Raw genomic sequence first — 12,182 nt, 5'->3', positions numbered from 1 at the left:
GGGCCCGCCCGCGGCGACGCACGGCTCAGCCCATGAGGCGCGGCAGGCGCAGGCTCAGCAGGGCGGTCAGCGTGATCATGCCGAGCTGGACCAGTAGCGTCACGGCCAGCGCGTCCCGCATGCCCAGCGACGGGCTCAGCGCGAGGAAGAGGCTGCCCAGGGTCGCGACGCCGAGAGCGAGTGCGGACTGCTGAGTGGTGATCATGACCCCGCCGCCCACGCCGGCCCGGTCGGCCGGTACGTCCGAAAGCATCAACCGCATCAACACCGGCAGTTGCAGACCCTGGCCGAGGCCTGCGACGGCCACCCCCGGGGCGAGCGCGGCGAGCCCGAGGTCCGCCCAGCCGTGCAGGACCGCGAGGAGGAGCAACCCGACGCCGAGGGCCTGGAAGACGGCTCCGGCCGTGACGACCCGGCTGCCGAACCGGCCGACCAACAGCGGCCCGGCGAGCGACGCCGCGAAGAACGCCAGCGCCATCGGTACGAGCGCGAGCCCGGCCGCCACCGGCCCCATGCGCAGGCCCTGCTGGAGGACCACCGCGATCACGAACATGAACCCGCTGAAGCCGATCGAGAACGGCACCACCATCACCAGCCCCCGCCGCAGCGACAGCAGCCGCAGCAGGCTCGGCGGCACCAGCGGGTCCCGCCCGAGCCGGTCGGCGCGGCGCTCCACCAGGTAGAAGGCCACGGCGGCGAACGGAAACAAGCCGAGGGAGATCCACGTCCACAGCGGCCAACCGGTGGCCCGCCCCTCGGTCAGCGGCAGCAGCAGGGACACCAGCGACACGGCGAGCAGCAGCGTCCCCGGCACGTCCACCGAGGCCGGCCGGTCCGAGCGGGTCTCCGGAACGGCCCGGACTGCGAGCACCAACCCCACGACGACCACCGGCACGTTCACCAGGAACACCGAACGCCAGCCGGAGCCGGCCACGTCCGCGGCCACCAGTACGCCCCCCAGGATCTGCCCGGCGACCATGGACAGCCCGGCGGTAGCTCCGTACAGGCTCATCGCCCGGGCCCGGCGCGGTCCTTGCGTGGTCGCCTGGATGGTGGCGAGCACCTGCGGCAGCATCAGCGCAGCCGCGGCCCCCTGGGCCACGCGCGCCCCGACCAGGGTCCAGGCGGTGGGCGCCAGACCGCAGCCGAGCGAGGTGAGGCCGAAGGCTGCCATGCCGATCAGGAACAGGCGGCGCCGGCCGGCCGTGTCACCGAGGCGGCCCCCGAGGACGAGGAGCACGGCGTAGGCGACGCCGTAGCCGCCGACGATCAGTTCGAGTACGGCGGGACCGGCGGCGAGGTCGGCGTCGACGGCGGGCAGTGCCACGTTGACGATGAAGAAGTCGACCAGCGGCAGGGCCGCGCCCAGCAGCACGGTGAACAGCCCGAGCGGGCCGATCGGCGCCTGCTGCCGGGAGCCGGGGGCGGACGGGGCCGGTCCGGGGGGCGGTCCCATGGGGACGGGCGGGGAGGGGTCGGTGGTGCGTACCGTTGTTTCACTCACACCGGAGACGATCCCGCCGGGACCAGCCTGGTACCAGAGTCTCCGCATCCTGGTACCAGAACTACCTGGCAACGGGATGAGCGGTCCGGCACCCTGGTGGAATGACCACTGTGACCACGCAGAGCGACGTACGCCGGCACGAACTGGCCGACTTCCTGCGCAGCCGCCGCGAGCGCATCACCCCGGAGCAGGTCGGGCTGCCGCGCGGCCGTCGCCGGCGCACCCCCGGGCTGCGCCGCGAGGAGGTCGCGCAGCTCTCCGCGGTCGGCGTCACCTGGTACACCTGGCTGGAACAGGCCCGCGACATCCAGGTCTCCCCCCAGGTGTTGGACGCCTTGGCGCGCGCCCTGCTGTTGGACCCCAGTGAGCGTTCGCATCTGTTCGCCCTGGCCGGCAGCCTCGATCCGACGCCGCACGCGCCCTGCCCGAGCGTCACCCCGGCCCTGCGCGCGATGCTCGACCAGTTGGGGCCGATTCCCGCCTGCGTCCAGAACAGCCGATACGACATCCTGGCGTACAACACGACGTACGGACGGCTGCTGTGCGATCTGGACGCGCTGCCGCCCGAGGACCGCAACTGCCTGTGGCTGGCGTTCACCCACGCGGACTGGCGGGCGGCCGTCGTCGACGTCGCCGAGGTGAACCGCACGATCGCGGCCAAATTCCGGGCCGCAATGGCGGAACACCTCGCCGAGCCAGCGTGGAAGACCCTGCTGGCGCGGCTGGAAGCGGAGTCGGCGGAGTTCCGGGAGGTGTGGGCGCGGCACGAGGTGGTCGGGCAGGGCACCAAGACCAAGTACATCCGCAACGCGCACGTGGGTCTGCTGCAGCTCCAGCACACCAACCTGTGGCTCGGGCCGGCTGCCGGTCCGCGCCTGGTGACGTACGTGCCGGTGGACGAGGAGAGCCGTACGCGCCTGGAGCGGTTGGAGCGGCTGGAGCCCCGCTCGACCCGCTCCCCCCTCTCGACCGCCGCGGTCTGACGCACCCCGCGCCCCGCCCCGCGCCCTCCGCGCACCGCCCGATTTCCGGGGCTACCCGGGCTGTTCGGCCAGCCCCTGCGGCAGCCGCCCGGTGTGGACCACCCCGAGGGTCTGGGTGGCCCGGGTCAGCGCGACGTACAGGTCGCTCGGCTCGTGGTCCGCGGGTTCCACGACGATCACCGAGTCGAACTCCAGGCCCTTGGCCTGCCGCGGCTCCAACAGGACGACGGTACGGGTGAGATCCGGCTGCTCGCCCGCCCGAACACCGGGCAGCGCGGCGGCCAGTTCCTCGTGCAGCGGGCGCGGCGCGATCACCGCGAGCCGGCCCCCGCCCTCGGCCGGAGCGCCCTTGCGCACCGCGTCGGCGACCGTACGCGCGAGGTCGTCCGTCGCCCGGAGCCAGGGCCGCCGTCCCGTGGACCGCACCGAGCTGGGCGGCTCGAACCCGGGGTGGCGGGCCCGCAGCACGGCAGCCGCGACGTCCATGATCTCCGCGGGCGTACGGTAGTTGACGCCGAGGCGCACGAGCTCCCAGCGGTCCCCGACGTACGGCTCCAGGATCCGCTGCCACGAACCACACCCGGCCTCGTCGCCCGTCTGGGCTGGATCGCCCACCAGCGTCATGGAGCGGACGGGGCAGCGCCGCATCAACAACCGCCAGGCCATTTCGGACAGTTCCTGCGCCTCGTCCACGATGATGTGCCCGAAGGCCCAGGTGCGGTCGGCGGCGGCCCGCTCGGCCGTGCTGCGGTGGTCGGCCTCCTCCTGTCGCTCCGCCATCCGCTCCGCGTCGATGATGTCGTGCGCGGCGAGGAACTCGTTCTCCATGTCCTCGAATTCGTACGACTCGGATCCCTGCGACAGGTCCAGGACGCCCTGCGCGTACGCGATGCGCTCCTGCCGCTCCCGCTCTTCGGCGGCGCGCTGCGCGCTGTCGTCGACACCGAGCAGCTCGGCCGCCTCGTCGAGCAGCGGAACGTCGGCGGGCGTCCAGTCGTCCGTCGTGCGCCGGATCAGCTCGGCCTCGTGGGCGGGAAGGTGAGTGGGTTCGGCGAGGAAGTCGGCAACGAGCTGCTGGGGGGTGAGCGGCGGCCAGAGGCTGTCGATCGCGGCGTGCACCTCGGAGCTCGTCGCGATCTCCTTGCCGAGCTGTGCGACGTCGTCGGGACCCAGCAGGTTGGGACCGCCGTACGGATCCGCGCCGAGCCGGTCGGCGAGCTGCTCCGTGAGCGCGTCGATGACGCGGAACGCGAAGTAGGGGCGGGCCAGGTTGTGCGGCAGCCCGGTGGCGCGCGCCCGGTCCCGGGCCTCGTGGGCCATGGTCCGGTCCAGCAGCAGGGTCCCGTAGTCCTCGTGGTCGATCTCCACCGCGGGTTCGGGCAGCACGGCGCTGTCCTCACCGCTGCCGGCGGGCACGCTCTCCGGCAGCGCCTGGCGATCGCGCACGACCTGCGCGAGGACCTCGGCCATCCGCGCGCGGCCCTTCACGGCCGCGGCTCCGGGCCGGTCGGCGCCGCTGGCACGGATGCCGGGGAACAGCTCGCCCACGGTGGAGAGCAGTACGCCGGTCTCTCCGAGTGCCGGGAGCACCTCGCCGATGTAGCCGAGGAACGCCGGGTTGGGGCCGACGATGAGTACGCCCCGCTTGGCGAGCAGCTCGCGCTGTGCGTAGAGGAGGTAGGCGGCCCGGTGCAGGGCGACCGCCGTCTTGCCCGTCCCGGGACCGCCTTCCACCACCAGCACCCCACGGTGGGAGGAGCGGATGATGCGGTCCTGCTCCGCCTGGATGGTCTGCACGATGTCGTGCATGCGGCCGGTACGGGCGGAGTCGAGCGCGGCGAGCAGTACGGCGTCCGCGTCGGAGCCCTCGTGCCCTGTCCGCTCGGTGTCGGTGAGGTCGAGGATCTCGTCGTGGAGGGCCGAGACCCGACGTCCGCGGGTGGTGAGGTGACGGCGGCGGCGCAGACCCATCGGGTAGTACCCGGTGGCGAGGTAGAAGGGGCGTGCCGCGTCGGCCCGCCAATCGAGGACGAGGGGGGTGCGCTCCGCGTCGTCCTGCCTGATTCCGATACGGCCGATGTGGTAGTCGCGACCGTCGGAGAACTCAAGGCGGCCGAAACACAGGCCGTTCTCGCCCGCGGTCAACGCGGAAAGCAGACCGGACTGCTCGGCGACGATGACATCCCGCTCCAGCCGCTCCTGGAAGCCGTTCCCCGACCCCGCCAGAGCCCGCTGCACGGCCTGTTCTGCCTGGTCGCGCAGGTCGTCGAGACGTGCGTAGAGCTCGTCGATGAATTGCTGCTCATTACGGAATTCCACGGTTGACAATTCCACTCCCGACCCGATACAGTGTCCTCGTAAAGCTTCTTCACGCCCGCCTTCCAGCAGGGCGTGAAACATCAAATATACGCTGCGAAATACCCCGGCCGTCAATTGGTCCGGGGTATTTCCGTATGCGGGCCGGCGCCGGATGCCGGGCGTCACCCGGTCGGCTCACCCATCAGGCTTTCGGCGCCGTGCACTGCTTTGGTGGACGCAAGAGCTGTCCACCACATGGAGCACCCTCATGTACGAAATGCAAATCGGTGAGGCGGCCGCCGGGTCCGGCCCGGTGTGGCACGTCGTCGCCCGGGACCACCGAGCCACCTTGTGCGGCCGCCCACTCCAGCCGGGCGGCAACGCCGAAACGGACCGTCATTGCGCGCCCTGCATGACTGCCTTCCAGTACGTCATGCAGCAAGCCTCCACGGAGTAACGTCCTCGCCGGGTCGGACGACAGCCGAACGCAAGGAGGCAGCATGCAGGACGACGCCGGCGGCGACTACCGGGACGACGGCAGGGACGAAACCCCGCAGGAACGCGCGGACCGGCAGTGGCAGGAGCTGGTCCAGGAGATCCGGGTGGCCCAGACCGGCGTCCAGATCCTCTTCGGCTTCCTGCTGACCGTCGTGTTCACCACGCAGTTTCGGGAGCTTTCGCAGACCGACAAGACGATCTACGTCGTCACCGTCGTACTCGGATCCCTGGCGACGGGCGCACTCATCGGCCCCGTCGCCTTCCACCGCATCGTCGCGGGCCGCCGACTGAAACCCGAGGCGGTCATCTGGGCCTCGCGGCTCACCTTCGCGGGCCTCGCCCTCCTGCTGGCCACGCTGACCGCCGCACTGTTCCTCATCCTCCGCGTAGCCGTACACAACTCCCTCGTGCCCTGGCTGGTGAGCGGGGTCCTGATCTGGTTCGTACTGTGCTGGTTCGCCCTGCCCGTGTGGGTCCGCAAGCGCCACACCACCTCGAACTGACCGCGCCCACGGCGGACGAACAGGAATCACGCTCCGCCTTCCAACGCGTCGTCAAGGACCTCGCTGCCGCCGGCGCCGAGGGGATCGTCCTGGGCTGCACCGAGATCGAGCTGCTCATCGGCCCCCGGGACAGCCCCGTGCCCGTCTTCCCCACGACACGCATCCACGCCGAGGCCGCGGTGGAGGCGGCCCTGGCGCCCACCGGCCGGCTGCCGTGAACCCACACCGTCCGGAGGCGCGCCCCCCCTTCCCGTCTACGCCCGCACGCGGCAGCCGCCGCTCCTACGCCGTGACCCCCGTCGTCCGGCCGCCACCCGCGGCCGGCGCCACCGGCAGCAGGTCCGGGCGCTTGGCGGTACGGGCGTCGCCCGAGGAGCGGCCGCGCAGACGTCGACCCAGCCAGGGCCCCAGGAAGCCGGCTGCCCAGGCCAGTTCGTCGACCAGCGTGGGAGCGGACGCCTGCGCGGGAGGCAGCGGGTGCGTCCAGGAGTCGTCGCTACCGGGCAGGTCCAGGGCGCGGGCGAGGGCGGCGGCGATCCGCTGGTGGCCGATCGGACTGGCGTGCAGCCGGTCCGCGCTCCACAACCGGGGGTCCGTGACCACCGGATGGTGTCCCGTCTCGACGACGACCACGCCGTGGCGGCGGCCGGCTCGCCGGATCCGGTCGTTGAGGGCGGCGACGCGCGGGCTGAGCGGGCGGGCCAGCGGCGTGATCCGCGCGAGGTCCGGGAAGGTGAGCGTGGCCACCCGGGCGCCCTGGGCGGTGAGCGCCTCGAACATCGCTTCCAGGTGGCCGGCGACCCCGTCCACGTCGAACCGTGGCCGCAACACGTCGTTGACCCCGGCGATCACGGTGGCCAGGTCCGGGCGCAGGGCGAGGGCGGGTGCGAGCTGCTCGGCGCGGACCTGCCCGGCCAGCCGGCCGCGGACGGCGAGATTGGCGTACCGCAGGCCGGGAGCGTGGCGGACGAGGTGCTCGGCGAGCCGGTCGGCGAGGCCGCGCAGACCGACCGTGTCGTCGCCGTCGCCGACTCCCTCGGTCTGGCTGTCACCGAGGGCGACGTAGCGCAGGTACGGCTGCTCAGCGCCGGGCACGGGCCACCTCCCGTTCCCGCAGGACAGCGATCGTGCGCTCGCACCAGTCGCGGTTGCCCTGCTCGAAGGCGAGACCGCGCAGGCAGGTCAGGTAGGGGCCGACGCGTTCGCCGTGGCGCAGGAAGTCCTCCTCGGTGCGGTCGCCGCGCATCGTGCGCAGCAAGGCACCGAAGAGGTCCACCTTGGCCCCGGCGAAGGCGGCGCGCTCGGTGAGCTGCGCGATCAGGGTCCCGGTGTCGACGTGGTCGGCGGCCTGGACCTTGACCACCAGGTCATCCCGGATGGAGGAGGGCTTGGCGGAGGAAGCGGTGAACTGCTCCAACTCGGCCAGTCCCGCGCCCGTGACGGTGAACAGGCGTTTGTTGGGCCGGGTGTCTTGGACGACCTCCCGCCCCGCGATCAGTCCGTCGTTCTCCAGCCGGGTCAGCTCGGCGTAGAGCTGCTGCGGGAGCGCGTGCCAGAAGTTGGCCACACCGAGGTCGAAGGCCTTGGCCAGCTGGTAACCGCTCAACTCCTCGTCCAGCAACGCCGCCAGCACCGCGTGGCGCAGAGCCATCGGATCGCCTCCTTCTCAGCCTTGTCCACGCTCCCTCCCCGCATCATACTCAAGAAAGTGACTAGTCACATTGATGAGTATCGAGGAGAAGCCGTGACCGCAGCAGACCGCTTCCGGGCCGCCGTCGACAGCCGCGACATCGCCGCGCTGGAAGCCCTGTTCACCGAAGACGTCCGCCTGTACAGCCCGGTGAAGTTCACCCCGTTCGAGGGCAGGCCGATGGTGCTGGGGCTCTTCGGGGTGCTGCTGCGCACCTTCGAGGACTTCCGCTACGTCGGGCAGTACGCCGGAAGCGCCGAGACGAGCGTCGACGGGGTTGCCTCGCCGTCGGAGATCCTGCTGTTCCGGGCGACCGTCAACGGGAAGTCCGTCCACGGCATCGACCTGCTGCACTTCGCCGACGACGGCCGGATCAAGGAGTTCACGGTGATGGTCAGGCCGCAGTCTGCCGTCCACGCCCTGGGCGAGGCCGTTCTCGCCGGACTGGTCGCCGACGGCCTGGCCCCCGGTCCGACCGACCGGCAGGCCACCCGATAGTGCTGTGGCCGGAGCCTGGCCACCTTACCGGCGGGGCGCGCGACGGGGAGGGGAGGGCGCTGTGGAGCGCGCCCCGATCGGCGGCGCGCCGTCGTGCCGGGGGTCACCGGCGGGGGGCCGGGTCCCGCCACCTGATCCCGGCGGCGACGGGCAAGTGGTCGCTTCCGGTGGCGGGCAGCGACCAGATGCGGGTGACGGCCGCCGAGCGGGTCATGATCTGGTCGATGCGGGCCACCGGCAGCGCCGCGGGCCAGCTGAACGCGAAGTCCCGGCCCGGGCGGTCCAGCTGCGAACCGACCGGGGCGAGACCGCGATCGTCCACCGTGCTGTTGAGGTCCCCGAGCAGGATCAGCGGGTCCGTCCGCTCCGCGGCGATCGCGGCGCCGAGCAGGGCGGCGCTCTCGTCCCGCCGTGCGGAGCCGAATCCGTGCGAGGGCCCGAGGCGCACCGACGGCAGGTGCGCCACGTAGACGGCAACGTCGCCCCGAGGCGTACGGGCGGTGGCCCGCAGCCCGCGGTTCCAGTCCGCCCCCACCCCCTGCGGCCTGATGTCCAACGGCTCCGTGCGAACCAGCGGGTACTTCGACCACAGTCCGACGGTGCCCGCCACCGCGTGGTACGGATACTGCGCCGCCAGGGCCGCCGCGAACGGCGGGGCCGCGGCAGGCGTCAGCTCCTCCACGGCGATGAGCCCCGCCCCGGTCCCGGCCAGGGCCCGTGCGGTGCCGGCCGGATCGGGGTTCTCGTCACTGATGTTGTGCTGCACCGCGACGAGATCGGGTTCCCGGTCGTCGCCCGGGACGAGGAAGCCCCCGAAGAGGAAGAGCCAGGCGGCGCTGGGCAACAGCAGCGCGTACGCGGCCACGGCCGAGCGCCGCAGCAGTGCCGTGCCCAGCAGGACCGGCACGGCCAGACCGAGCCAGGGCAGGAACGTCTCCACCAGGCTGCCCGGGCGACCCGCCGTGTCGGGCACCGCACTGTGGAAGGTCAACAGGCAGGCGACGAGGACCGCGAGCCCGGCGAGCACGCGCCCGGCGAGCACGCGCCCGCGCCCGCGCCACGCCCACGCTCCTGACCACTGCTTCCTCATGCGCCCGTGCTCCCAGTCGGCTCGGCGTCCCCGCGCATCGTGGCACCCGCACGACTCCGCACCGTACGACGACGCGGGGCGCGGTGATCCGGTTCCCGCAGGCCCGGCGGGCGCCGGGGCCGTGGGCTGCTGGTTCGGGCCGCTCGGGAACCTCGGCAGGGGCCCCTACCCTGAGGGGCATGAACGAGTCGGACGGCGTGGAAGTCATCGCCTTCGCGGACGGCGAGGCGTTCGAGAACTGGCTGGCCGCGCACCATACGCGCCGGGCGGGGGTGTGGATCAAATTGGCCAAGAAGGGATCCGGCATCGCCTCGGTCACCGCCGACGAGCTGGTCGACATCGGACTCTGCTACGGCTGGATCTCCGGTCAGCGCCGGTCCCTCGACGAGCGGTACTACCTCCAGAAGTACGTCCCGCGCCGGCCCAAGAGCCTGTGGTCGCAGGTGAACGTGGAGAAGGTGGCGACGCTGACGGCCCTGGGGCGCATGCGTGAACCCGGCCTCGCACAGGTGCGCAGGGCTCAGGAGGACGGGCGGTGGGCGGCGGCCTACGCCTCGCAGAGGGAGGCCACCGTGCCGCCCGACGTCGCAGCCGCGCTGGACGCCGAACCCCGGGCCAAGAAGGCCTTCGAAGCGCTCGACCGGACCGGCCGCTACCTGGCGCTGCTGCCCGTCCTCCAGGCGCTCACACCGGAGGTCAGGCGGACCCGCCTGGCGCGGGCCGTGACCCTGCTGGCGAGCGGCCCGGAGCCGCGCTGACCCGGGCGAGGACGAGCACCGTGTCGTCGGCCGCCGGATCGGGCAGCAGGGCGGCGAGGATGCGGTCGGCGGCCTCCTCCAACGAGCCCATGGGGCCGCGCAGCTGATCGCGCAGCGCGTCCATGCCGGTGTCGATGTCCTGGCCGCGGGACTCGACCAGGCCGTCGGTGTACAGGGCCACGGTTGCGCCCTCGGGGAGCGCGAACTCGGTCGCCCGGTACGGTACGCCGCCCACCCCGAGGGGGACTCCGAGCACGTCGCCGATGGTGTCCACGGTCCCGTCCCGGTGGCGTACCAGCGGCGGGGGATGGCCGGCGTTGGCGATGCGGGCGCGGCCGGTGTGGGGGTCGTAGAGGAGGTACACGCAGGTCGCCCACTCGATGCTGGCCTCCCGGGCACAGGCGTCGAGTTCGGCGAGCAGCGCCTCGGGTTCCGCCGTGTGCCGGGCGAGCGTCTTCGCGGTGATGCTCAGCCGGCCCATCGCCGCGGCGGCCGGGACGCCGTGCCCCATCACGTCGCCGACGACGAGGGCCACCCGGTCACCGGGCAGGATGATCGCGTCGTACCAGTCACCGCCGACCTCGGTGACGCGGCTGCCGGGAAGGTACCGGTGGGCGATCTCCGCGTAGGGGCCGGCCGCGGGCGCGCTGGGCAACAGTGCGCGTTGGAGGGTGAGGGCGATGTCCTGGACCCTGTTGTAGAGCCGGGCGTTGTCCAGGCACAGGGCGGCGCGGGAGGCCAGTTCGCCCGCGAGCCCGAGGTCCTCGTCCACGAAGGCCGGGCGGGCAGCCGCGCGACCGAACATGGTGATGCCCTGCACGGTGCCGCGGGCGATGAGGGGTGCGATGAGGATGCAGGTCAGCCCACTGTCGAGGAGCAGTTGCGCACGCTCCTGGTGCACGACGGTCCGGGCCACGAAGTCCTCGTCGACCGAGACGTAGAGCGGGCGGCCGTTGCTCACCATCTGGTGGATGCTGGAGCCGGGCGGGTACGTGACCTTCTCCAGGCCGCTCACGAGCTCGACGGCGGGTTGCGGGAGCGTGGTGCCGGAGGCGATCCGGCGGGTGATCAGGGGCAGTGCCGGATCGAACGCCGCGTCCTCGTCCATCCACTCCACGAGTTCGACGACACAACCGTCACAGAAGTCCGGAACCGCCGCTTCGACCAACTCCCGAGCCGTGACGTGCAGGTCCAAGGTGGTGCCGATGCGTGCTGCGGCCCGGTCCAGCAGGGCGAGGCGCTGCCGGGCGGCCGTCGCCTCCAGGATGGCTTGCTCCCGGTCGGTCACGTCGAGCAGCAGTCCGCCCACTCCGCGTCGGGTGTCCCCCGCACCGCTCAGCGGGAAGAAGCTGACCGAGCGCACCTGGTCGCGGTCCGGGTGGCCCGGTGTGCGCAGCCCCACGAGGGTGCCGATCACGGGCCGGTCCCCCTGGGCCACGGCCCGCAGCATGCGCTGGTACTCCCCGCCGTCGGAGGTGATCATGATGTCTGCCATCCGGCGGCCGAGGTGCTCCTGGACCGGGACCCCGTCCATGTCCGCGAGGGCCTGGTTGAGGTGGACGTAGCGCAGGTCCTCGTCGAGCATGACCAGGCCGATGGGACAGGTCTCGAAGAGGGCGTCGAGGAAGGAGAGGTTGGTCTTGACCCGGTCCAACTCGTCGCCCCTGCTCGCCAGCCCCATCACCACCGAGGCGCCCGTGGAGCCGGTCAGCGGGAAGACCCGGAAACCGCAGTCGAACACCGTGCCGTCCCGGTGCCGTGCGGGCATCCGTACCCGCCAGTAGCCGAGGGTTCGGGCGCGCTCCACGAGCTGCTCGGCGGGGCGGCGGCCAGCGCCGGGACCCCCGCCGGGTGCCGGTCCGGGGAAGAGGTCCGCCGCCGGCCGGGACAGCACCGTCCGGGCCTCGTGGCCGAAGAGGCCCTGGGCGCCCGGGCCCCAGAAGCAGATCCGGTCCTCACCGTCGATGCCGAAGACGGCCACCGCCACGTGTTCCAGCAAGGAGCCCGGTTCGGATCGGATCGGGCCGCGATCCGCCGCACCCCCAAGCCGGTTCGACGGCATCGTGAGGCCCCCTTCTGCGCACCGCCCGCGCGGGTGGCTGGCCGGAGCCCGTACGGCGGACACGGGCTGCCTCCTCAATTCTGCGCGCCATCGGGGAGGTGGACATCATGGCGTGCGGACGGCAGCCGCCGGGTGACGTTCGGTGACCGCCGGGTTCGACACGGGCCGGATCTTCGGGACCCGCGGCGGTTCTCCCGGCCCCCGGCGGGTTGACCCCGGCCCCGCGTCCGGGCAGGTCGCGGGCGGTTTCCCGACCGGCGGGCCGATGGGCAACAGGAAACCCGTCGACCCCCGGGGG

Annotated in this window: 11 protein-coding genes and 1 pseudogene; 6 read left to right on the top strand and 6 right to left on the bottom strand. The window is 72.5% G+C overall.

The window, feature by feature from the left end:
• Positions 1-25: 25 nt before the first annotated feature.
• Positions 26-1,456, bottom strand: a complete 1,431-nt coding sequence (locus tag ABZZ20_RS02755) for an MFS transporter (RefSeq protein WP_356866150.1) — start codon at positions 1,454-1,456, stop codon at positions 26-28.
• A 149-nt stretch (positions 1,457-1,605) separates the two neighbouring features.
• Between ABZZ20_RS02755 and ABZZ20_RS02750 the strand changes: the two genes are divergently transcribed.
• Positions 1,606-2,487 carry a helix-turn-helix domain-containing protein gene (locus ABZZ20_RS02750; RefSeq protein ID WP_356865962.1) on the top strand — a complete coding sequence of 294 codons (882 nt, stop codon included), beginning with the start codon at positions 1,606-1,608 and terminating at the stop codon, positions 2,485-2,487.
• A 51-nt stretch (positions 2,488-2,538) separates the two neighbouring features.
• Here ABZZ20_RS02750 and ABZZ20_RS02745 read toward each other — a convergent pair whose 3' ends face one another.
• Positions 2,539-4,815, bottom strand: coding sequence for a helicase (locus ABZZ20_RS02745; RefSeq protein ID WP_356866148.1), 2,277 nt, complete (start codon positions 4,813-4,815; stop codon positions 2,539-2,541).
• Between the two features lie 238 nt (positions 4,816-5,053).
• Between ABZZ20_RS02745 and ABZZ20_RS02740 the strand changes: the two genes are divergently transcribed.
• The 3 genes and pseudogenes from ABZZ20_RS02740 to ABZZ20_RS02730 all read left to right on the top strand — a co-directional run.
• Complete coding sequence (locus tag ABZZ20_RS02740; RefSeq protein WP_356865960.1) at positions 5,054-5,242, top strand: hypothetical protein; 189 nt, start codon at positions 5,054-5,056, stop codon at positions 5,240-5,242.
• Between the two features lie 43 nt (positions 5,243-5,285).
• On the top strand, positions 5,286-5,786 hold the full coding sequence (locus tag ABZZ20_RS02735) for a DUF6328 family protein (protein WP_356865958.1): 501 nt from the start codon (positions 5,286-5,288) through the stop codon (positions 5,784-5,786).
• A pseudogene (locus ABZZ20_RS02730) lies at positions 5,765-6,004 on the top strand (aspartate/glutamate racemase family protein); the annotation flags it as partial. The gene ABZZ20_RS02735 and the pseudogene ABZZ20_RS02730, both read left to right, overlap by 22 nt.
• A 64-nt stretch (positions 6,005-6,068) precedes the next feature.
• On the opposite strand, the gene ABZZ20_RS02725 reads toward ABZZ20_RS02730, so the two are convergent.
• The gene (locus ABZZ20_RS02725; protein ID WP_356865956.1) at positions 6,069-6,881 is read right to left on the bottom strand and encodes an SGNH/GDSL hydrolase family protein; all 813 of its coding nucleotides are present in this window, start codon (positions 6,879-6,881) and stop codon (positions 6,069-6,071) included.
• Positions 6,868-7,437: a PadR family transcriptional regulator gene (locus tag ABZZ20_RS02720; RefSeq protein WP_356865954.1), complete on the bottom strand. Its 570-nt coding sequence runs from the start codon at positions 7,435-7,437 to the stop codon at positions 6,868-6,870. Before ABZZ20_RS02720 ends, ABZZ20_RS02725 begins: the two co-directional genes overlap by 14 nt.
• A gap of 93 nt (positions 7,438-7,530) precedes the next feature.
• On the opposite strand from ABZZ20_RS02720, the gene ABZZ20_RS02715 reads away from it, so the two are divergent.
• Complete coding sequence (locus ABZZ20_RS02715) at positions 7,531-7,974, top strand: nuclear transport factor 2 family protein (RefSeq protein ID WP_356865952.1); 444 nt, start codon at positions 7,531-7,533, stop codon at positions 7,972-7,974.
• A gap of 103 nt (positions 7,975-8,077) precedes the next feature.
• Here the strand turns inward: ABZZ20_RS02715 and ABZZ20_RS02710 are convergent, their stop codons facing one another.
• Positions 8,078-9,064: an endonuclease/exonuclease/phosphatase family protein gene (locus tag ABZZ20_RS02710; RefSeq protein ID WP_356865950.1), complete on the bottom strand. Its 987-nt coding sequence runs from the start codon at positions 9,062-9,064 to the stop codon at positions 8,078-8,080.
• A gap of 179 nt (positions 9,065-9,243) precedes the next feature.
• Here ABZZ20_RS02710 and ABZZ20_RS02705 point away from each other — a divergent pair, with 179 nt between their 5' ends.
• Positions 9,244-9,822 carry a YdeI/OmpD-associated family protein gene (locus ABZZ20_RS02705; RefSeq protein ID WP_356865948.1) on the top strand — a complete coding sequence of 193 codons (579 nt, stop codon included), beginning with the start codon at positions 9,244-9,246 and terminating at the stop codon, positions 9,820-9,822.
• Here the strand turns inward: ABZZ20_RS02705 and ABZZ20_RS02700 are convergent.
• Positions 9,761-11,821 carry a SpoIIE family protein phosphatase gene (locus tag ABZZ20_RS02700; RefSeq protein WP_356865946.1) on the bottom strand — a complete coding sequence of 687 codons (2,061 nt, stop codon included), beginning with the start codon at positions 11,819-11,821 and terminating at the stop codon, positions 9,761-9,763. The genes ABZZ20_RS02705 and ABZZ20_RS02700 overlap by 62 nt on opposite strands.
• Positions 11,822-12,182: the final 361 nt, after the last annotated feature.

Source organism: Streptomyces sp. NPDC006430 (genome assembly GCF_040612395.1).
GTDB lineage: Bacteria > Actinomycetota > Actinomycetes > Streptomycetales > Streptomycetaceae > Streptomyces.
The sequence above is the reverse complement of the archived record's forward strand: the minus strand, read 5'-3'. Positions and strand labels throughout refer to the sequence as shown.

Bases quoted from the DNA above. Each gene is read 5' to 3' on its own strand.
- ABZZ20_RS02735 (WP_356865958.1), top strand. From the start codon at position 5,286: ATGCAGGACGACGCCGGCGGCGACTACCGGGACGACGGCAGGGACGAA.
- ABZZ20_RS02705 (WP_356865948.1), top strand. From the start codon at position 9,244: ATGAACGAGTCGGACGGCGTGGAAGTCATCGCCTTCGCGGACGGCGAG.
- ABZZ20_RS02710 (WP_356865950.1), bottom strand. From the start codon at position 9,064: ATGAGGAAGCAGTGGTCAGGAGCGTGGGCGTGGCGCGGGCGCGGGCGC.
- ABZZ20_RS02755 (WP_356866150.1), bottom strand. From the start codon at position 1,456: ATGGGACCGCCCCCCGGACCGGCCCCGTCCGCCCCCGGCTCCCGGCAG.
- ABZZ20_RS02750 (WP_356865962.1), top strand. From the start codon at position 1,606: ATGACCACTGTGACCACGCAGAGCGACGTACGCCGGCACGAACTGGCC.
- ABZZ20_RS02740 (WP_356865960.1), top strand. From the start codon at position 5,054: ATGTACGAAATGCAAATCGGTGAGGCGGCCGCCGGGTCCGGCCCGGTG.
- ABZZ20_RS02720 (WP_356865954.1), bottom strand. From the start codon at position 7,437: ATGGCTCTGCGCCACGCGGTGCTGGCGGCGTTGCTGGACGAGGAGTTG.